Origin of the sequence: Streptomyces barringtoniae (assembly GCF_020819595.1) — a bacterium.
Lineage (GTDB): Bacteria > Actinomycetota > Actinomycetes > Streptomycetales > Streptomycetaceae > Streptomyces > Streptomyces barringtoniae.
In genome coordinates, this window is the sequence record NZ_JAJHNP010000013.1 from 1 (window position 1) to 19628 (window position 19628).

Consider the following 19628-nt stretch of genomic DNA (forward strand, 5'->3'; position numbering starts at 1 on the left):
CGCCGACTCGTCACCGAGCGCGTCCAGCAGCCACTTCCGGGCCGAGGTGGCGTTGGTGATCGTCTCGATGGTGGTGAAGGTCTTGGAGGCGATGATGAACAGCGTCTCGGCCGGGTCCAGGTCCCGCGTGGCCTCGTGCAGGTCGGCGCCGTCCACGTTGGAGACGAAGCGGACCGTCAGGCCGCGGTCGGTGAAGCTGCGCAGCACCTCGTAGGCCATCGCGGGGCCCAGGTCGGAGCCGCCGATGCCGACGTTGACCACGTTCCTGATGCGCTTGCCGGTGTGGCCGGTCCACTCACCGGAGCGGACGCGGTCGGCGAAGTCGGCCATCTTGTCGAGGACGGCGTGCACCCTCGGGACGACGTTCTCGCCGTCGACCTCGATCACCGCGTCCCGCGGGGCGCGCAGCGCGGTGTGCAGCACGGCCCGCTGCTCGGTGACGTTGATCTTCTCGCCGCGGAACATGGCGTCCCTGAGGGCGAACACGTCCGTGGCGGCGGCCAGCTCGCGCAGCAGCCGCAGCGTCTCGTCGGTGACCAGGTGCTTCGAGTAGTCGAGGTACAGGTCGCCGACCTGGAGCGTGTACCCCTCACCCCGCCCCGGATCGGCGGCGAACAGCTCCCTGAGATGGGTGTCGGCCAGCTCCTCGCGGTGCTTGGCGAGAGCGGTCCATTCGGGCGTCTGGTTGAGCCTGGTCCGGCCGTCTGCGTTCATTTCCGACTTCCGCCTTCTTTCGTGCCTGTCCCAGCTGTTCCAACCTAATTGATCACCGCACGGCACGAGCCGTCGTGGCACCGTCGTGCGGCGCAACAACAGGTACGTCCGGCTTGCGGGCCGGTATCAGCGCGGTGACGGACAGGACGAAGAAGGCCGCCGTCAGCAGGGCCGGCGTGTTGCGGCCCCACGCCGTGGCCACGGCGCCGCCGAGCAGGGCGCCCAGCGGGGCTCCGGCGACGGCGAGGGTGCGGAAGGCGGAGCTGACCCGGCCCAGCAGCCCGGCGGGTGTGCGCTGCTGCATCAGGGTCGTGGTGTTGACGTTCCAGAGCATGCCCATGCAGCCGAAGACGGCGAGGGCAGCCACCAGAGCGGTCAGGCTGCGCACGGAGCCCATGACGACGAGCGCGCCGATCTGCACGGCGCCGGCGAGCAGCACGGTCCGCAGCGGGCCGAGCCGGGCCGTGACCCACCGGTTGAGCGCGCCGCCGGCCAGACCGCCCAGGGTGTACGCGGTCGTCGCCGCCGCGTATCCCGCCGTGCCCGCGTGCAGCCAGCCGGTCACCAGGACCACCAGGGTGGCGATCAGGGCGCCCATGCCGATGTTGCACAGCGCCGTGGCGGTGCACAGCCCGCGCAGGGCCCGGTCGTGCCACAGGGTCCGCAGTCCTGCGGCGATCTCCCCGCGCAGACTGCTGCCCGCCGGTCCGGCCGCGCGCTCGGGTGCCTCGGTCCGCAGGGAGGCGACCAGCGCGGCGGCCGCGAGGAAGGTGGCGGAGTCGGCCGCGAAGGGGACGGCCGCGCCGGCGGCGATCAGCACCGGCACGACGGGCGCGCCCAGCAGACCGCCGACGATATTCTGGCCGGTCATCAGCCTGGCGTTGGCACTGCCGAGCGCCTGCCCGTCGACCAGGGCCGGCAACAGGGCCGTGGCGGCGTTGTCGAACAGCGTCTGGAGGGTGGTCAGCGTGAAGGCCAGGGCAACGAGCAGCGCGATCGAGGCGTGGCCCAGGGCGACGGCCACCGCGAAGGAACCCATGAGCAGCCCGCGCACGGCGTCCACGGTCCACATCGCGCGCCGCTGGTCGACGCGATCGGCGATCGCGCCGCCGAGCAGTCCGAAGACGACCCAGGGCAGATACCCGCAGGCGGTGACCGAGGCGATGAGCAGGGGCCGGTCGGTCAGCGACGCGGCGAGCAGCGGTAGCGCGGCTCCTCTCAGGGCGTCCCCGAACCGGGAGACCACGGCGGCCGTCCACAACCGCCCGAAGCCCCCGCGCCACGCCGGCGCATGCCTCTCCCCCGTCTGGACCATTGTCAGAACTCCCCCGCACGGTTTTCGCCTTCACGAAAAACCGTAGAGGGCACCACTGACAATCGGTCGGCCGAGCGGGGCGATACGGCTCCGGCCAGGCACCTCAAAGCGCCCGGCCGGTGTCAAGTGCTAGATCTCGCCCCGCAGTTTGGCGAGCGCCTCGGCGAGGATCGCCTCGCCGTCCGCGTCGCTGCGCCGCTCCCGTACGTACGCGAGGTGCGTCTTGTACGGCTCGGTGCGCGGCGGGTCCGGCGGGTTGTCCCGGTCCTGACCGGCCGGGAAGCCGCAACGCGGGCAGTCCCAGGTCTCGGGCACCTGCGCGTCGCTGGCGAAGCTGGGCTGCGTCTCGTGCCCGTTGGAGCACCAGAAGGAGATGCGCAGACGCGGCGCGGACTCGCCGCGCTCGGCCTCGCCCATCGGCCCCGCCCCGACCCGGCTTCCTCGGATCGCGTTGCCACTTGCCACGGTCGTAACTCCCTGCGTGATGGTGCCGCGAAGCGAGTCGGCGTTTCGCTTCGCTGCGAGCGCCTCAGTCTACGTAAGGCCCAACGCGCGTCCAGTGATTGGAGTTGCAAGGGCCCCGCTCCTAGACGCAAGCCCCATGATAGGCCGCGCCCAGGAGCGCGTACCGAACATGGGGCCTTACGTACGGAATATGCGTGATGTGTGTGCTGCGCGGCGTGTCAGCTGTTCATATCAGCTGTTCGTCTTCATCAGGATGCCGAGGACGATGACGCACGCGAACCACAGCAGGCCGATCACGATCGTGATCCGGTCCAGGTTGCGCTCGGCGACCGAGGAGCCGCCGACGGAGGACTGCATGCCGCCACCGAACATGTCGGAGAGGCCGCCGCCCTTCCCCTTGTGCATCAGCACCAGCAGCATCAGCAGCAGGCTGAAGACGATCAGGGCGATCGAGAACCCCAAAACCACGGCTGGACCAACTTCCTCGGATTCGGATGGACGACGGGGGCACAGCACGTCGGCTGTGCCCCCGCAAGGGTACGACGTATCGTCGCTACCGCCTACTCGCAGCGTGCGTCACTGATCGCGGAAACGCACGATCTTGACGAACTCGTCGGCGTCCAGCGAGGCGCCGCCGACCAGGGCACCGTCGATGTCGGCCTGCGCCATGATCTCGGCGACGTTGCCCGACTTCACGGAGCCGCCGTACTGGATGCGGACCTTGTCGGCCACGTCCTGCGAGTACAGCTCGGCGATCTTGGCACGGACCGCGGCGCAGACCTCCTGGGCGTCCGCGGCGCCGCAGACCTTGCCGGTGCCGATGGCCCACACGGGCTCGTAGGCGATCACGACGGTCTCGGCCTGCTCGGCCGGGAGGTCCTTCAGGCCGCCCTCGACCTGGGCGAGGGTGTGGGCGACGTGGTTGCCCGCCTCGCGGACGTCCAGTTCCTCGCCGACGCACAGGATCGGGGTCAGGCCGTGCTTGTAGGCGGCCTTGACCTTGGCGTTCACGAGCTCGTCGGTCTCGTTGTGGTACTGGCGGCGCTCGGAGTGGCCGATGACCACGTACGTGCACTTCAGCTTGGCCAGCATCGGGCCGGAGATCTCGCCGGTGTAGGCACCGGAGTCGTGCTGCGAGATGTCCTGGGCGCCGTACTTGATCTTGAGCTTGTCGCCGTCGACCAGGGTCTGCACGGAGCGCAGGTCGGTGAAGGGCGGCAGGACGGCGACCTCGACGGCCTCGTAGTCCTTGTCGGCCAGGGCGAAGGCGAGCTTCTGGACGTGCGCGATGGCCTCGAGGTGGTTGAGGTTCATCTTCCAGTTGCCCGCCATCAGCGGCGTGCGGGTGCTCAAAGGTCAGTCCTCCAGTGCGGCAAGGCCGGGGAGCGTCTTGCCCTCGAGGTATTCGAGGGAGGCGCCGCCACCGGTCGAGATGTGGCCGAATGCGTTCTCGTCGAAGCCGAGCGTACGCACGGCCGCGGCGGAGTCACCACCGCCGACGACGGTGAAGCCGTCCGAGTCGAGGAGGGCCTGGGCCACCGCCGCGGTGCCCCCCGCGTAGTCGGGGTGCTCGAAGACGCCCATGGGACCGTTCCAGAACACGGTCGCGGCGTCGGTGAGCTTCGAGGCGTACAGCTCCCGGGTCTTCGGGCCGATGTCCAGGCCCTCCTGGTCGGCGGGGATCTTGTCCGCGTCGACCACGTCGTAGACGGCCGGCGCCTTGGTCTTCAGGTCCGGGAACTCCCGGGAGACCAGGACGTCGACGGGGAGCACCAGCTCGACGCCCTGCTTCTCGGCGCGCTGCATGTACTCCGTGACGACCGGGATCTGGTCCTCCTGCAGGAGGGAGATGCCGACCTCGTAGCCCTTGGCCTTGAGGAAGGTGTAGGCCATGCCGCCGCCGATGAGCAGGCGGTCGGCCTTGCCGAGCAGCTGGTCGATGACGGCGAGCTTGTCGGAGACCTTGGCGCCGCCGAGCGCGACGACGTAAGGGCGCTTGACATCCTCCGTGAGCTGCTTCAGGACGCCCACCTCGGTGGCGATGAGGTAGCCGGCGTAGTGCGGCAGCCGGGCCGGGAGGTCGTACACGGAGGCGTGCTTGCGGTGGACCGCGCCGAAGCCGTCGCCGACGTAGACGTCGGCCAGGGCGGCGAGCTGGTCGGCGAACGTGCCGCGCTCGGCGTCGTCCTTGCTGGTCTCGCCGGGATTGAAGCGGAGGTTCTCCAGGACGGCGACCTGGCCGTCGGTGAGGCCCGCGACCGTGTCCTGGGCCGACCGGCCGACGGTGTCGGTCGCGAAGGCCACGGCGGAGCCGAGGAGTTCACCCAGGCGGGAGGCGGCCGGCGCGAGGGAGTAGGCCGGGTCCGGGGCGCCCTTGGGGCGGCCCAGGTGCGAGGCGACGACCACCTTGGCGCCCGCGTCCGCGAGGGCCTTGACGGTGGGCAGGACGGCACGGATGCGTCCGTCGTCGGTGATGGTGCCGCTCTCCAGCGGCACGTTGAGGTCGGCGCGGACGAAGACCCGCTTGCCGCTCACGCCGGCGGCGAGAAGTTCGTCGATCGTCTTCATTGAGTGGACTCCAAAGGAGGGCTCGTGGTGCACCTGATCGTAAAAGGACGTGGACCGTACGCGAGACAGGGCCCGGACAGCGCGGCGGTGCGCTGCCCGAGCCCTGCTCTCACTTCAAGGTCCTGCTGCTGCGATCTTCGGCGATCAGAGCTGGTTGCCGACGAAGACCGTCAGGTCCACGAGGCGGTTGGAGTAGCCCCACTCGTTGTCGTACCAGCCGATGACCTTCACGTTCTTGCCCTCCTGGACCATGGTCAGGGAGGAGTCGAAGGTGCAGGAGGCCGGCGCGTTGACGATGTCCGAGGAGACGATCGGGTCCTCGGTGTAGTCGAGCAGGCCCTTCAGCTCGCCCTCGGCGGCCTTCTGGAAGGCGGCGTTGACCTCTTCCTTGGTGACCTCGCGGCCGAGCTCCACGACCAGGTCGGTGACCGAGCCGGTCGGGACCGGGACGCGCATGGCGATGCCGTCCAGCTTGCCCTTGAGCTGCGGCAGGACCAGCGCGGTGGCCTTCGCGGCACCGGTGGTGGTCGGGATGATGTTCTCGGCGGCGGCACGGGCGCGGCGCAGGTCCTTGTGCGGGAAGTCCAGGATGCGCTGGTCGTTCGTGTACGCGTGCACCGTGGTCATCAGACCCTTGACGATGCCGAAGTTCTCGTCGAGGACCTTCGCCATCGGGGCCACACAGTTGGTGGTGCAGGAGGCGTTGGAGATGACGTGGTGGTTCGCCGGGTCGTACTTGTCCTGGTTGACGCCCATCACGATGGTGATGTCCTCGTCCTTGGCCGGGGCCGAGATGAGGACCTTCTTCGCGCCACCGGCGATGTGCTTGGCGGCGTCTTCCTTCTTGGTGAAGATGCCGGTCGACTCGATGACGATGTCGACGCCCAGCTCGCCCCAGGGGATGTCGGCCGGGTTGCGCTCGGAGAGCACCTTGATGGTGTGGCCGTCCACGGTGATGGTGTCGGCGGTGTGGGACACCTCCTGCTTGAGGCGACCCAGGATCGTGTCGTACTTGAGCAGGTGAGCGGTGGTCGCGGTGTCACCGAGGTCGTTGACAGCCACAACCTCGATGTCCGCCCCCTGCTCCAGCAGCGCGCGGAAGTAGTTACGCCCGATGCGGCCGAAGCCGTTGATGCCTACGCGGATCGTCACGAACCGATCTCCTCGTTGGTACGCCGGCCATGCGGTGCCGGCGAGCTCTGTTTGGGATGTCCCCGACCACCACCGACCCTACCTCCCGGAGGGCCCCGGGGTGACATCGAGATGGCCCATACACGGGCAGGCAGTTCGTACCCGCCAGTAGGGGTACGGACCGTGCCGGAACGGCAGTGGATTCACTCGTATTTAGTACGGAATGCCGGGCGGTTTTTGCGTCGTCTTCACTCGTTCGTGAGCGGGTCGGCTCACTTGATCAGGGCCCCTTCCGCGCACCGTTGAGAGGACTCCCGCTCACCTGTTGGAACAAGGCGAGCGGGATCTGTCAACGTGGCGCCCCTCACCCGCCGAGCGCCGCGAACGCCTTCCTCACCAGGGCTGCCCGGTCGGCCGCCGACGACACCTGTTCCAGGCCGAAACCGAGCAGCACGGTGTCGTCCGTGGTGACCGCCGCGTACGTCTGGAACAGCGCCCCGGAGCGCGCCCAGTCCTTCCGGGCCGGCGGGCTGCCCGCGGGCGGTCCGGCCACGTGCCAGGCGCCCAGCGACGACTCGAAGCCCTCGGTCTCCTTCGCCGTTCCGCCGACGACGAGCGAGGCGTCGTCGGCGAGCACGCCGTGTCCGCCGGTGCCCGGGTCGGTGATGTAGCTGATCGAGACCTCGACGGACTTCCCGGCGTAGGCGCTCAGGTCGAAGGTGGCCTGCTGCCAGCCGCCGGAGCTGCCGGTGAGGCTGTTCCAGGAGCCGGTCGTGCCGGTCGCGGTGCAGGCGTTGTCCGCGAGCGTCAGATAGTGCTTGAGCCAGGGGTGCTCGGCGATCAGGAACCCCTGCCCGCAGTCCGCCGGTACGGCCGTCTTCGTGGCGCCCCCGGCTTCCGGCAGCGTGGTCCAGTCGTCGGCGCCCACGGTGTGCGCCTCGATCACCGCGTGGTCGTAGCCCGGCTCGGTGTCCCACAACAGCCGGGTGGTGAGGGCCGGCTTGTCGGCGGCACCGACACCGGTGAGGTCGATGGTACGGGTGAGGCGCTTGTAGGCGTCGTCGGTGTGCACGGCGGCGGCCATGTACGAGCCGGAGTACGGCCCGTAGGGGCTCACCGCCCCGGCGAACCGGCCCGCGCCGGCGCTCTTGAACTGCGGATACGCGGACGCCGCAAGCTCGTCGGAGGTGACGCCGTAGGTGCCGGCCTTGTCCAGCGGATCGCCGGGCGCGTCGCCGAGGGCGGCAAAGTAGCCGTCCAGGGCGCCGGTGCCGGTGAAGCCGGTGGCTCCCTTGGTCGACGTACGGCTGTAGGCGCCCAGGTAGTACTGGCTGAAGTCGTCCGAGAGGGTGCCGTCGCCGAGGTCGACGTTGCCGCCTGCCAGCTCACCGGCCTCGATCAGCCGGCCGCCCTCGTTGAGGTAGGCGCGCAGCTGGAGCTGGGTGGCGTTGCCGGGGCCCTTCGCGCCCGAGTAGTGCACGACCCTCGGGAAGTGCTTCAGCACGCCGAGCGCGTCCGGGGCGCCCTGCGTGGCGACGTCCCACACGATCGCCCGGTGCCCGGCCGCCTTCACCGCGTCCACGTACTTCTGCGCCTGCGTTGCGGCCGCGCCCTCCTCTGCGACGACGAGCGTGTCGGCCTTGGGCCGCTCGGCGACGGTGTACGTGAAGTGCGAGCTGGAGACCTTCTTTCCGCCCTTCGTCCGGCCGGTGAACCACACCTCGACCCTGTCGCCCGGCTCGCCTCCCTGCACCCTTGCCCGGTACTCGTCGAAGTACAGGTCGTCCTTGCCGCCGTAGGTCTTGCCGCCCTTCCAGCGCCGCAGCGCCCGGTCGTGCGTACGGCCGCCGTCGACGCGGTACTTCAGCTCCTTGTCGTGGATCGCCTTGCGGACGACGACGGAGACCTCCTGGTCCGCGCCCCGGGAGTACGACGTGGGGAACGCGGCCGGGGTGAAGTCGGCGGCGCTCAGCCCGACCGAGGAGACCGGGTGGTCCGGGTGCACGGCGGTCTCGGCGACGGAGAGCGCGAACGGGATGTTCTTGGCGAACTCCTGCTGGATCAGCTTCTCGTCGTCGGGGAAGTTGAAGACCGACTGGCAGTCCTCGGGCTTCCAGGCGTCGTTCGGGTCGATCTGCGACGCGGTCTGGCAGGTCGACATCTCGGGGGTGAACATCGCGATGCCGTTGACGTTCGACGCGTGCCCGTCCGTCTCGCCGTTGGTGGTGTACAGCTCCGAGGAGACCTGCGAACGGTAGCCGGGGACGGCCGGGTTGTCCGGGGTGCCGGCGAGCGCCTTGTAGAGGACGTCGTCCGGGGTGGGGGTGGCGACCTGCCAGCCGACGCCGTAGAGGAGGAGCTCGGCGGCGGAGTGGTAGTTGACGGCGTACCTGAACCCGATGCGCTTCTCGAAGCCGTCCAGCGCCTTGGTCTCGGGCTCGGACTCGGGGCTCGCGCCGCGGTAGGTCTCGCTGGTCGGGTCGGGGGACGAACCCTCGTCGTCGTAGCCCCACTTGTAGGGGAAGTTGCGGTTGAGGTCGACGCCGTCACCCGTGCCGATGGCACCGTCCGCGTTGACGTCCCGCAGGTTCTTGCGCCACAGGCGGGTCGTGGAGTTCTTGAACGTGTAGTCGTAGCCGTCGGGGTTGGCCGAGATGACGAACCACATCTCGGTGGAGTCGACGATCCTCCGGATGCGCTTGTCGGACTTGTAGTGGTCCAGGTAGTAGTGCATCAGACGCCGGGTCATCTCCGGTGTGATCCACTCGCGCGCGTGCTGGTTGGACAGATACAGCACGGACGGCTTCGAGCCGTCCTTCGCCTTCCTTGCGTCCCTGGTCAGTTTGAGGGCGAGGATGTCCTGGCCGTCGACCGTCCTGCCGATGGACTCGACCTTGGTCAGGCCGGGGTTGGCCTGGGCGGTGCGGAGGATCTCCTCCTTGAGTCCGCCCTTACCGCTGTACGGGCGGAACACGCCCTGGGACGCCTTCTCGATGCGCGCCTGCGTCTTGGCCGGGACGGTGTGCTCGGTGAGGTCGACGCCCTGTGCGCGGAGTTTCGCGGCCTGCTGATCGGTGAGGTAGACCTCGACCTCGGACTTCCCGGCCTTTCCGCCTCCGGTGACCTGTTCGGCGAGTTCGTCACCGTCCTGGCCGGCCTGGAGAAGCAGGGGCATCTGCTGCCTGGTGACCTCGGCGCGGAAGACCTTGACCGCGTCCGGGTCGGACTTCGCCGGGCTTGCGCTCTGTGCCTGGGCTACGGGTGCGAGGCTCGCTCCGCCGATCAGGAGCGCGCCGACAGCGAGGATCGATCTCGCTCTGTGTCTCATGAACCCCCCTAGCGGTGGTCCGCCACAGCGGCGAACAGATTGCCAGGCTCATGTCAGTCCGAGATGGAGTCAAGAGCGCTTAACGGCCACCCGAACGAAGGGCCGCCGGGTACGCGAAGACCGGTACCGAAACTCCAACTGGGCGCCGGTACCGGCCTGTTGGTCTGGCTGGTTCAGCCGGCCAGGTTGTCCGCCAGCTCCTCGCTGAGGTTGGCCTCCGTGCCCGGGATGCCCAGGTCGGCGGCGCGCTTGTCGGCCATGGCCAGCAGGCGGCGGATACGGCCCGCGACCGCGTCCTTCGTCAGCGGCGGGTCGGCGAGCGCGCCCAGCTCCTCCAGCGAGGCCTGCTTGTGCTCCATGCGCAGACGGCCGGCGGCGGCGAGGTGCTCGGGGACCTCGTCGCCCAGGATCTCCAGCGCCCGCTGCACCCGCGCACCCGCGGCCACAGCGGCCCGGGCCGAGCGGCGCAGGTTGGCGTCGTCGAAGTTGGCGAGACGGTTGGCCGTGGCCCGCACCTCGCGGCGCATCCGGCGCTCCTCCCAGGCCAGCACGGACTCGTGCGCGCCGAGCCGGGTCAGCAGCGCGCCGATCGCGTCGCCGTCGCGGACGACCACCCGGTCCACGCCCCGCACCTCGCGCGCCTTCGCGGCGATCGACAGCCGGCGGGCGGCGCCGACCAGGGCGAGCGCGGCCTCCGGGCCCGGGCAGGTCACCTCCAGGGAGGAGGAACGGCCGGGCTCGGTCAGCGAGCCGTGCGCCAGGAAGGCCCCGCGCCAGGCGGCCTCCGCGTCACAGGTGGCCCCGGAGACCACCTGCGGCGGCAGCCCGCGGATCGGCCGGCCGCGGCCGTCGACCAGGCCGGTCTGGCGGGCCAGCTGGTCACCGCCCGCGACGACCCGCACGACGTACCGCGAGCCGCGGCGCAGCCCGCCGGGCGCCATCACGATCAGCTCGGAGCTGTGGCCGAAGATCTCCAGGATGTCCCGCTTGAGGCGGCGGGCCGCCATCGCGGTGTCCAGCTCCGCCTCGATCACGATGCGCCCGCTCACCAGGTGAAGGCCGCCGGCGAACCGCAGAATGGCGGAGACCTCCGCCTTCCTGCAGCAGGTCCGGGTGACGGGGAGCCGGGAGATCTCGTCCTTCACCGCTGCCGTCATCGCCATGGGCCGATCCTTCCATGCATCCGAAAAATACGGTCGTACGCGGCGGCCAACAGCTCCGGGTCGTGCCGGGGTGTTCCGTCGGTCCGGGCCACCGGCGCCAGCTCGATCGCGGCTCCCAGCCGTTTGGCGGCTTCGGTGAGCGAGTCGCGGTCGGGCACGGCGGCCTCGTCGGCCAGCACCACGTCCAGGGCGAGTTTAGGGGCGTGTCGCCCCAAAACCTCCAAATGACGCTGCGGGGAGAAGCCCTCGGTTTCTCCCGGCTGCGGGGCGAGGTTCAGCGACAGCACCTTGCGTGCCTTGGTCTCGGTGAGGGCGTCCAGCAGCTCGGGGACGAGCAGGTGCGGGATCACCGAGGAGAACCAGGAGCCCGGGCCGAGCACCACCCAGTCCGCGTCCAGCACCGCCGCCACGGCCTCGGGCACGGCCGGCGGGTCGTGCGGCACCAGGTGCACCGACTGGACCTCGCCGGGCGTCAGGGCGACGTTCGCCTGCCCGCGCACGGTGTCCACGTCCTCCGGGCGCTCCGGGTCGTGCCCCTTGACCAGGGCCTGCAGCTCCAGCGGCACGGCGGACATGGGCAGCACCCGGCCGTGCGCGCCGAGCAGCTTGCCGACCAGGTCCAGGGCCTGGACATGGTCGCCGAGCTGCTCCCACAGGGCGACGATCAGCAGATTGCCGACCGCGTGCTCGTGCAGATCGCCCTTGGACTGGAAGCGGTGCTGGATGACCCGGGCCCAGGTCTGGCCCCACTCGTCGTCGCCGCACAGCGCGGCCAGCGCCTTGCGCAGGTCGCCGGGCGGCAGCACGCCCAGTTCGTCGCGCAGCCGGCCGCTGGAGCCGCCGTCGTCGGCCACGGTGACGACGGCGGTGAGGTCGCCGGTGATCCGGCGCAGCGCGGCGAGCGAGGCGGACAGGCCCATGCCGCCGCCGAGCGCGACCACCTTGGGCTGAGCGCCCCGGCGCCGGGGACGGCCGCCGCGGGACTCGGCGGGGCGGGCCGTCCCATCGGCCGCGGCACGGCTGGAGTGCCCCTCCGGCACCATCCGGCGCAGCATGCCGAGCCGCCGTGTACGTTCCGTCATTCCCGTCCCATGTCCCGGTGCACGATCACCGTCTCCACGCCCTCGGCCGCGAGGCGCGCGGCGAGCTTCTCCGACATCGCGACCGAGCGGTGCTTGCCACCCGTACAGCCGATGGCGATGGTCACATACCGCTTGCCCTCGCGCCGGTAGCCGGCGGCGATGAGCCGCAGCAGTTCGGCGTACCGGTCGAGGAACTCCTTCGCGCCGGGCTGGTTGAAGACGTACGCCGACACCTCCTCGTTCAGGCCGGTGAACGGGCGCAGCTCCGGGACCCAGTGCGGGTTGGGCAGGAACCGCATGTCCGCGACCAGGTCGGCGTCGACCGGGAGGCCGTACTTGAAGCCGAAGGACATCACGGTGGCCCGCAGCTCGGGCTCCTCCTCGCCGGCGAACTGGGCGTCCATCTTGGCGCGCAGCTCGTGCACGTTCAGGCTGGAGGTGTCGATCACCAGGTCGGCGTCGCCGCGCAGCTCGCGCAGCAGCTCGCGCTCGGCGGCGATGCCGTCCACGATGCGGCCGTCGCCCTGCAGCGGGTGCGGGCGGCGCACCGACTCGAAGCGGCGCACCAGGGCCTCGTCGGAGGACTCGAGGAAGACGATCCGCCGGGTGACGCCCCGGGTGTCGAGGTCGGCGAGGGATTCGCGCAGATTGTCGAAGAAGCGCCGGCCGCGTACGTCCACGACCACCGCGATCCGCGCCACGTTGCCCTGGGAGCGGGCGCCCAGCTCCACCATGGTGGGGATGAGGGCGGGCGGGAGGTTGTCCACGACGAACCAGCCGAGGTCCTCCAGACACTTCGCCGCTGTCGACCGTCCCGCTCCGGACATGCCTGAGATGATCACCAGCTCGGGGATGGCCACTTCCGGGCCTGCGGCCGGCGTACCGTCCGTGCTCACCTGTGCTCCGTTTTCCTGGGCCGCGGGCTGCTCGCCGGCCGCGGGGTGTGGCTGATCCTGCCCCGCCTCCCTGTGGGCCCGATCTCGCTCCGCTGTGGGCTGTGCGTCGTGGTCCGTCATCTCTCCTGCCCCCGTCGTTCGTCCGGGAGGCCCGCGGTTACGGGCTCCCCCGAGGAACCCGCCGTCGTATCGGGTTCCTCGTCATCAATGATCTCTCCAGTCGCCGTGTTCACGGCGGGTGCGGCCGGAGCCGCCTGGGCGAGGGCCGCCGCGATGGTCTCGGCCGTCTTCCGGCCTATCCCGGGCACCTCCTGGATCTGTTCGATTGTGGCGGACCGCAGCCTTTTCACCGAGCCGAAATGCTTGATGAGCGCCTGTTTGCGTGTCTCGCCGAGGCCGGGGACGTCGTCCAGGGGGCCGGCCCGGAAGCGTTTGGCGCGCTTGGTGCGCTGGTAGGTGATCGCGAACCGGTGGGCCTCGTCACGCACACGCTGGAGCAGATAGAGGCCCTCGCTGGTGCGGGGCAGGACCACCGGGTCGTCGTCGCCTGGCAGCCAGACCTCCTCCAGGCGCTTGGCGAGGCCGCAGACGGCGATGTCGTCGATGCCCAGCTCGTCCAGGGCGCGCCGGGCCGCGGCGACCTGCGGCTGCCCGCCGTCGACCACGACGAGCTGCGGCGGATAGGCGAACTTCTTCGGCCGGCCGTCGTCGTCCTTGAGGGAGTTGGTGATCTCGTCCGGGCCGGTGAGCGTGCCGTCGCCGTCGGTGAGGGCGTCCTCGGTGCCGGAGCTCTCGGCCCACTCCCCCGTCTTCTCCTTCTCCGCGAGGTAACGCTTGAAGCGGCGGGTGATCACCTCATGCATGGAGCGGACGTCGTCCTGGCCCGCGAAGCCCTTGATCTGGAAGCGGCGGTACTCGCTCTTGCGCTGCAGGCCGTCCTCGAAGACGACCATGGAGGCGACCACGTCGTCCCCCTGGAGATGCGAGATGTCGTAGCACTCGATGCGCAGCGGGGCACTGTCCAGGTCGAGGGCCTCGGCGATCTCCTCCAGGGCGCGCGAGCGCGTGGTCAGGTCGGAGGCGCGCTTGGTCTTGTGCAGCGCGAGGGCCTGCTGGGCGTTGCGCTGCACGGTCTCCATCAGCGCCTTCTTGTCGCCGCGCTGCGGGATGCGCAGCGAGACGTTGGCCCCGCGGCGGCCGGTCAGCCACTCCTGGACCGGCTCGACGGGCTCGGGCAGTGCCGGGACCAGGACCTCCTTGGGGACGGCGTCCCCGGTCTCCTCGCCGTAGAGCTGCTGCAGGGCGTGCTCGACCAGGGCGCCGGTGGTGATCTCCTCGACCTTGTCGGTCACCCAGCCGCGCTGTCCGCGCACCCGGCCGCCGCGCACATGGAAGATCTGCACGGCCGCCTCCAGCTCGTCCTCGGCGACGGCGATGAGGTCGGCGTCCGTCGCGTCGGCGAGCACGACGGCGTTCTTCTCCATGGCCTTCTTCAGGGCTTCGATGTCGTCGCGCAGCCGCGCCGCCCGCTCGTACTCCATGTCCTCGGCCGCCTGCATCATCTGCTTCTCCAGACGGCGGAGGTAGGTGCCGGTGCGGCCGGCCATGAAGTCGCAGAACTCCTCGGCCAGCTCCTGGTGGTCCTCGGGGCTGATCCGGCCGACGCAGGGGGCGGAGCACTTGCCGATGTAGCCGAGCAGGCAGGGGCGGCCGGTGCGGGCGGCGTTCTTGAACACGCCGGCCGAGCAGGTGCGCACCGGGAACACGCGCAGCAGCAGGTCGACGGTGTCCCGGATGGCCCATGCGTGCGCGTACGGCCCGAAGTACCGGACACCCTTCTTCTTGTGACCGCGCATCACCTGCACGCGCGGGAACTCCTCGTTCATCGTCACCGCGAGGTACGGGTAGCTCTTGTCATCGCGGTACTTGACGTTGAACCGGGGGTCGTACTCCTTGATCCAGGAGTACTCCAGCTGGAGGGCCTCGACCTCCGTGGACACCACGGTCCACTCCACGGACGCGGCGGTGGTCACCATCGACCGGGTGCGCGGGTGCAGGTTCGCCAGGTCCTGGAAGTAGTTCGCCAGGCGCTGGCGCAGGCTTTTCGCCTTTCCGACGTAGATCACCCGGCGGTGCTCGTCACGGAACCTGTACACCCCGGGGGAGTCCGGGATCTCACCCGGCCTGGGGCGGTAGCTGGAGGGATCGGCCATGTCTCACACCCTACTGGCGAGCACCGACACCGCGTCGGGCCTGTGGACAACGCCCGCCCGTGCCGCTCACCTGTCCACAGCCCATCGCGTGTCCGCCGGCGGCAGGCCCGTACCGATCATGTGCCGGACGATCCGGAACGCCTCGTCGAGCGGCACGGTGTCCTCGTCGGGGTACGTGTCGCACTGCCCGTTCGCCAGCCGGAAACCCCCGCTCACCCCTCCCCCGGATCCCGCGGAGACGGCGTGGGCGCCCGGGTCGCCCTCTTCGTCGAGAAGCATCACCAGGGCGCGTTCGGTATTGCTCACCACGGTCAGCAGGCGCCCGGCGGAGCCGGTCAGCCGGGTCTCGAGACGGCTCTCGGCGATCCGCCTCCGCAGCACGATGACCGACTCCTCCGCCGTCACGGCCGTGCAATCACCGTCGAAGGTCCAGGTCTCGGTCACGCGTCGATCTTCCCATCGGCCGGCTGGGGCGGGCGTGACGGCCGTGACCGGAGGCTCCGGCGCAGACCCGCCGGCCCGGCCGGGGGCGGCCATGGCGGGTTCGAGGTGTTGTCGGGGTCTGGTCAACACGCTTCAATGCGGGGGAACTCGGGGCCGTGCACGCACACGTACCGGCGCGGCGTGCGCAGCCAGGGGCGTCCACGACGCCCAAGGGGGTGGGCCCCGGACACCGGCGCAGGCGGCCTGACCAGCCGTAGCGACACCTCACAGAAAGGCGCCCCGGCATGCGGCATGCCACAGAGCACGCGCACCTCCCCACCGCGGAACTGGACACGGCCCTGCGGGGCGGCCCCTTCCACGTGGCGCTGCGCGCCGCGATCGCCGCACGCGGGCTGCCGCTCCAGCGCGTCCAGCACCATCTGTCCCGGCACGGGGTCAAGGTAGGTGTCACCAGCCTGAGTTACTGGCAGCAGGGCGCTCGGCGCCCCCAGCGCCCGGAGTCGCTGCGGGCCGTACGGGCACTGGAGGAGATCCTCCAGCTGCCGGACGAGTCACTGATCCGGCTGCTCGCCGAGGCCGACGGGCGCGCGACGGCCGGCCGCCCGGCGGGGCGCTCCTACCGCTCCCTGATCGAGGCCTCGGACGTCCTGGACCGGCTCCGGGCCGAGCTCGGCTGGTCCCTGGACGGCGGGCTGCACACCCTGGGCCACCACGAATGCGTCCGCATCGGCGCCCGGCGCGAGCTGGCAGGCCGCGAGGCCCACCACATCGTGCGGGCCCACCGTGACGGCGTCGACCGCTTCGTCGCCGTGCACCACGGTGACCCCGGCTGCCGCCCGCACGACATCAGGGTGCGGGCGCTGGAGAACTGCCGCACGGGACGCGTCCGCTGGGACCAGGACACCGGTGTGCTGGCCGCGGAGTTGCTCTTCGACACCCGGCTGCGCGCCGGCGACACCTTCCTCTTCCGATACGGCATCGAGGACGGCACGGCCGGGCCCTGCCGCGAGTACCTCCACCGCTTCGGCTTCCCCGGCGGCCAGTACGCCCTCCAGGTGCGGTTCGCCGCTGCCGCCCTGCCGGCCCGCTGCCATCGCTTCGCCCAGCACTCGACGGCGGCCCCCCGCACCGGCCGCCACGACCTGCCGGTCACCGGCCCCCATCACTGCGTCCACGTGGTCGAACCACGGATCCGCCCGGGCATCGTCGGCATCGCGTGGGAGTGGGAGTGAAATCGCCTCGGGTGTGCGGCTCTTGAGGTTGAGACGGTGGGGATGCGTCGCGTGGGCGATGGGCCCGGGCTCGCCGGGGGGAAGGCGCGGCGGACAGGGCCCAGGACCGGCGGGAGTGCGGCTTGCCGGAGCAGCGGTGTGGCAGCACGGTCACGCCGGAGCATGGCGGCGCGCGCGGCTGTGCCGGCGGTGTTGTGCGGCCGTACGCCCCGTTCAGGCACGGTGCCGGCGCGGCTGTCCGTTCAGGCGCCCGGGCCGGCGATGATCCTGCCGTTCTTGGTCTTGACCGGCAGCTCGGCCAGGGGCTCGGTGGCCGGTGACTGGACCACCTTGCCCGTCACGGCGTCGAACTGGCTGCCGTGGCAGGGGCAGGTCAGGGTCGTCCCCTGGAGCTTGTTGATGGGGCACCCCGCATGCGTGCAGATGGTGCTGTAGGCCTTCAGCTCACCGCTCCCGTCGCGGCCGACGACCACGTTGTGGTCCCGGTAGAGCTTGGCGCCGCCCTTCGGGACCTCGCTCTCGGCACCGAGGTCCACCGGCGCGGTCGGGGTCGCCGCGACCGCGCTGCCCTGGCCCGGCGCCGAGCACGCGGCCAGGCCGAGCCCGGCGACCGGGGCCACGGCGGCCCCTCGAAGGACGGTACGACGGCTCGCGGACGGTCGGGCGGGCATCTGGGACTCCACTGCTCAAGGGGTGTGCAGGGCGACGATACCCGGGCACAAGCGCCGCCTGGCCGGCGGGGCGGTGACTGCGGGGAAGGGCGGGGGGCGTTGCAGTGAGGAGCGACGGGATGCGTGGGGAGGGTCGGGGAAGGAAGGCGCGTAAACGCTTGCGCAAGCGTTTACGCGGATGGAGCCGATGGGGTACGGTCCCGGCCGGAAGGACTGTGCTCGGTTCAGGAGGAAGAGACGATGCCCACGATGGCGGACGTCGCGCGGAGCGCCGGAGTCTCCGTGGCGACCGTCTCCCACGTCCTGAACGGCACCCGCCCGGTGCTGCCCCACACCCGCCAGGCTGTGCTCGACGCCATCGACGCGCTCGGCTACACCCCGAACACCCTGGCACGATCCCTGGTGACCTCCCGCACGCGCTCCATCGGACTCGCGGTGTCGGCGATCAGCAACCCGTACTTCACGGAGATCCTCCAGGGCGTCGAGGCCGCCGCCCTGGAGGCGGGCTACAGCCTGCTCATCGCGGACCCGCACGACGACCCCGGGCACGAACGCAAGGTCGTGCAGTTCCTGCATGAGCGCCGGGTGGACGGCCTGATCGTCGCTCCCTCCGCGGATCCCCACGAACTGGTCGGCTATCTCCGCCGCCAAGCCGTGCCGACCGTGTTCCTGGACCGGATGATCGACGCGGGCGCAACGGACGGCTCCGCGGCCGGTGCTGGGGCAGACGCCGGCCCCGACGAGGACGCGCCCTGGTACGACCAGGTCTGCGCCGACAGCGCGGAGCCGACCGCTCGCCTGGTCACCCACCTCGCCGGGCTGGGCCACCACAGGATCGGCCTGGTCGCGGGCCTGCCAGGGCTCAGCACCACCAGTGAGCGCGTCTCCGGCTACCAGGACGGCCTCAGCGCCGCCGGGCTGGACCTCGACGAACGGCTCCTCGTCTCGGGCAACTCCGAGTCCTCGGGTGCCGAGGAGGCCACGGCCACCCTGCTCGCCCTTCCCGAGCCGCCCACGGCACTCGTCACCGCCAACAACGCGATGACCATCGGCGCCCTGCGCGCACTGCGCCGGCACGGCCTGTCCGTACCGGACGACATCGCCCTGTGCTGCTTCGACGACTTCGCCTGGGCCGATCTGTTCTCACCCCGGCTCACCGTCATCGCCCAGCCCAGCAGGGAGTTGGGCGCGCGCGCCGTCCAGGTGCTCCTCGACCGTCTGGGCGAGCCGCGTCGGCCGACCCGCACGGTGCGGCTGCCGTGCGCGTTCGTCCATCGCACGTCCTGCGGGTGCCCCGAGGAGCCGGACGGGTCCGAGGAGCCCGGGCACACCGCGTCATCAACGCCGTCGGAGAAGGGAACCGCCTCGTGATCGTCGTCGCCGGTGAGGCACTGATCGACCTGGTACCGCAGGGCTCCGGCGCCCTCGCGACCCTGAAGCCGGCCCTCGGCGGCGGCCCGTACAACACCGCCGTGGCCCTTGGCCGGCTCGGTTCCCGCACCGCGTTCTGCTCCCGGACGTCGCACGACGCCTTCGGTGAGGCCCTGCTGGACGGGCTGCGGCGGGCGGGGGTGGACGTGTCGGGCGTGCAGCGCGGGGCGGAGCCGACGACGCTGGCGGTGGCCACGATCGACGGCAGCGGCTCCGCCGCCTATTCCTTCTATGTGGACGGCACCGCCGACCGCCTGTTCACCGCCCCCGCCGCGCTGCCCGCCGGTACCCGCGCGGTGTCCTTCGGCACCTGCTCGCTCGTCCTGGAGCCGGGGGCGAGCGCCTATGCGGAGCTGATGCGCACGGCGGCCGGGCAGGGGCTGTTCACCGCACTCGACCCCAATGTCCGGGCGGGGCTGATCCCGGACGCGGACGCCTACCGGGCGCGTTTCAAGAGCTGGCTGCCCTCGGTGACGCTGCTGAAGCTCTCCGCGGAGGACGCCGAGTGGCTGGGCGGCACCCCGCGCGAGTGGCTGGCCGCGGGACCGGCGGCCGTGGTGGTGACCCGGGGCGGGGACGGGCTGACCGCGTTCACCCGGGACGGCGCGGAGTGTTCCGTGCCGGGTGAGAAGGTCGCCGTGGTGGACACCATCGGCGCCGGTGACACGGTCAACGCGGCCTTGCTGCACGGACTTTCCGCCCTGGACGCGCTGTCGGAGGAAGCGCTCGCCGCCCTCGGGACGGAGGGCTGGACGCGGCTGCTGCGCTTCGCGGCACGCGCGGCGGGGCTCACCTGCTCGCGGGCGGGAGCCGAGCCGCCGTTCGCTGCCGAGCTCGGTGATCTGTGAGCGGCCCTCTTCTCTCGGCTGTATTCCTCTCTGCTGTTGTCAAGGTGCGGCCCGGAACATGAGGCGGGGGCCTGACGTACCTCGCAGCCGGGGTGGCTGATGGTGGAACGAGCGGCGCCCCGCGGGG

The 19628-nt window shown here is 70.9% G+C and carries 17 protein-coding genes; 3 read left to right on the forward strand and 14 right to left on the reverse strand.

Annotated features, from left to right (window positions below; translation table 11 throughout):
- The 13 genes from LMU33_RS23420 to LMU33_RS23480 form a co-directional block, all read right to left on the reverse strand.
- Positions 1-714: phosphoglucose isomerase-related protein (locus LMU33_RS23420; protein WP_504967696.1), on the reverse strand; the 714-nt coding region annotated here is incomplete at its 3' end.
- 52 nt (positions 715-766) lie between these two features.
- Positions 767-2029 carry an MFS transporter gene (locus tag LMU33_RS23425; protein WP_228622505.1) on the reverse strand — a complete coding sequence of 421 codons (1263 nt, stop codon included), beginning with the start codon at positions 2027-2029 and terminating at the stop codon, positions 767-769.
- Between the two features lie 129 nt (positions 2030-2158).
- The gene (locus LMU33_RS23430; protein ID WP_003976875.1) at positions 2159-2494 is read right to left on the reverse strand and encodes an RNA polymerase-binding protein RbpA; all 336 of its coding nucleotides are present in this window, start codon (positions 2492-2494) and stop codon (positions 2159-2161) included.
- A 231-nt stretch (positions 2495-2725) separates the two neighbouring features.
- Positions 2726-2956 carry a preprotein translocase subunit SecG gene (gene secG / locus LMU33_RS23435; protein ID WP_228622769.1) on the reverse strand — a complete coding sequence of 77 codons (231 nt, stop codon included), beginning with the start codon at positions 2954-2956 and terminating at the stop codon, positions 2726-2728.
- Between the two features lie 114 nt (positions 2957-3070).
- A complete protein-coding gene (gene tpiA / locus LMU33_RS23440) occupies positions 3071-3847 on the reverse strand; it encodes a triose-phosphate isomerase (protein ID WP_228622506.1) in 777 nt (258 codons plus the stop codon).
- A 3-nt stretch (positions 3848-3850) separates the two neighbouring features.
- Positions 3851-5062, reverse strand: coding sequence for a phosphoglycerate kinase (locus LMU33_RS23445; protein WP_228622507.1), 1212 nt, complete (start codon positions 5060-5062; stop codon positions 3851-3853).
- Between the two features lie 144 nt (positions 5063-5206).
- Complete coding sequence (gene gap / locus LMU33_RS23450; RefSeq protein WP_069781521.1) at positions 5207-6214, reverse strand: type I glyceraldehyde-3-phosphate dehydrogenase; 1008 nt, start codon at positions 6212-6214, stop codon at positions 5207-5209.
- Between the two features lie 343 nt (positions 6215-6557).
- Positions 6558-9521 (reverse strand): M14 family metallopeptidase, encoded by a 2964-nt coding sequence (locus LMU33_RS23455; protein WP_228622508.1) that lies wholly within the window; start codon positions 9519-9521, stop codon positions 6558-6560.
- A gap of 173 nt (positions 9522-9694) precedes the next feature.
- Entirely contained in the window at positions 9695-10684 is a 990-nt protein-coding gene (gene whiA / locus LMU33_RS23460) for a DNA-binding protein WhiA (RefSeq protein ID WP_030583311.1), read from the reverse strand.
- Positions 10675-11766: a gluconeogenesis factor YvcK family protein gene (locus tag LMU33_RS23465; RefSeq protein ID WP_228622509.1), complete on the reverse strand. Its 1092-nt coding sequence runs from the start codon at positions 11764-11766 to the stop codon at positions 10675-10677. Before LMU33_RS23465 ends, whiA begins: the two co-directional genes overlap by 10 nt.
- Positions 11763-12782, reverse strand: a complete 1020-nt coding sequence (gene rapZ / locus LMU33_RS23470) for an RNase adapter RapZ (RefSeq protein ID WP_228622510.1) — start codon at positions 12780-12782, stop codon at positions 11763-11765. The genes LMU33_RS23465 and rapZ overlap by 4 nt, the downstream gene beginning before the upstream one ends.
- Positions 12779-14875 (reverse strand): excinuclease ABC subunit UvrC, encoded by a 2097-nt coding sequence (gene uvrC / locus LMU33_RS23475; protein ID WP_228622511.1) that lies wholly within the window; start codon positions 14873-14875, stop codon positions 12779-12781. Before uvrC ends, rapZ begins: the two co-directional genes overlap by 4 nt.
- A 66-nt stretch (positions 14876-14941) precedes the next feature.
- Positions 14942-15319, reverse strand: coding sequence for a hypothetical protein (locus LMU33_RS23480; RefSeq protein WP_228622512.1), 378 nt, complete (start codon positions 15317-15319; stop codon positions 14942-14944).
- Positions 15320-15603: 284 nt separating this feature from the next.
- Here LMU33_RS23480 and LMU33_RS23485 point away from each other — a divergent pair, with 284 nt between their 5' ends.
- Positions 15604-16551 (forward strand): hypothetical protein, encoded by a 948-nt coding sequence (locus tag LMU33_RS23485; RefSeq protein ID WP_228622513.1) that lies wholly within the window; start codon positions 15604-15606, stop codon positions 16549-16551.
- Positions 16552-16793: 242 nt separating this feature from the next.
- Here LMU33_RS23485 and LMU33_RS23490 read toward each other — a convergent pair whose 3' ends face one another.
- Positions 16794-17222 (reverse strand): Rieske (2Fe-2S) protein, encoded by a 429-nt coding sequence (locus LMU33_RS23490; RefSeq protein WP_228622514.1) that lies wholly within the window; start codon positions 17220-17222, stop codon positions 16794-16796.
- Between the two features lie 240 nt (positions 17223-17462).
- Between LMU33_RS23490 and LMU33_RS23495 the strand changes: the two genes are divergently transcribed.
- Positions 17463-18593 carry a LacI family DNA-binding transcriptional regulator gene (locus LMU33_RS23495; protein WP_228622515.1) on the forward strand — a complete coding sequence of 377 codons (1131 nt, stop codon included), beginning with the start codon at positions 17463-17465 and terminating at the stop codon, positions 18591-18593.
- Positions 18590-19501, forward strand: coding sequence for a carbohydrate kinase family protein (locus tag LMU33_RS23500; RefSeq protein ID WP_228622516.1), 912 nt, complete (start codon positions 18590-18592; stop codon positions 19499-19501). The genes LMU33_RS23495 and LMU33_RS23500 overlap by 4 nt, the downstream gene beginning before the upstream one ends.
- The last annotated feature ends 127 nt before the right edge of the window (positions 19502-19628 follow it).

Coding starts and splice junctions, on each gene's coding strand:
- LMU33_RS23425 (WP_228622505.1), bottom strand. CDS start 2,029: ATGGTCCAGACGGGGGAGAGGCATGCGCCGGCGTGGCGCGGGGGCTTC.
- LMU33_RS23445 (WP_228622507.1), bottom strand. CDS start 5,062: ATGAAGACGATCGACGAACTTCTCGCCGCCGGCGTGAGCGGCAAGCGG.
- LMU33_RS23455 (WP_228622508.1), bottom strand. CDS start 9,521: ATGAGACACAGAGCGAGATCGATCCTCGCTGTCGGCGCGCTCCTGATC.
- whiA (WP_030583311.1), bottom strand. CDS start 10,684: ATGGCGATGACGGCAGCGGTGAAGGACGAGATCTCCCGGCTCCCCGTC.
- LMU33_RS23465 (WP_228622509.1), bottom strand. CDS start 11,766: ATGACGGAACGTACACGGCGGCTCGGCATGCTGCGCCGGATGGTGCCG.
- rapZ (WP_228622510.1), bottom strand. CDS start 12,782: ATGACGGACCACGACGCACAGCCCACAGCGGAGCGAGATCGGGCCCAC.
- uvrC (WP_228622511.1), bottom strand. CDS start 14,875: ATGGCCGATCCCTCCAGCTACCGCCCCAGGCCGGGTGAGATCCCGGAC.
- LMU33_RS23485 (WP_228622513.1), top strand. CDS start 15,604: ATGCGGCATGCCACAGAGCACGCGCACCTCCCCACCGCGGAACTGGAC.
- LMU33_RS23490 (WP_228622514.1), bottom strand. CDS start 17,222: ATGCCCGCCCGACCGTCCGCGAGCCGTCGTACCGTCCTTCGAGGGGCC.
- LMU33_RS23495 (WP_228622515.1), top strand. CDS start 17,463: ATGCCCACGATGGCGGACGTCGCGCGGAGCGCCGGAGTCTCCGTGGCG.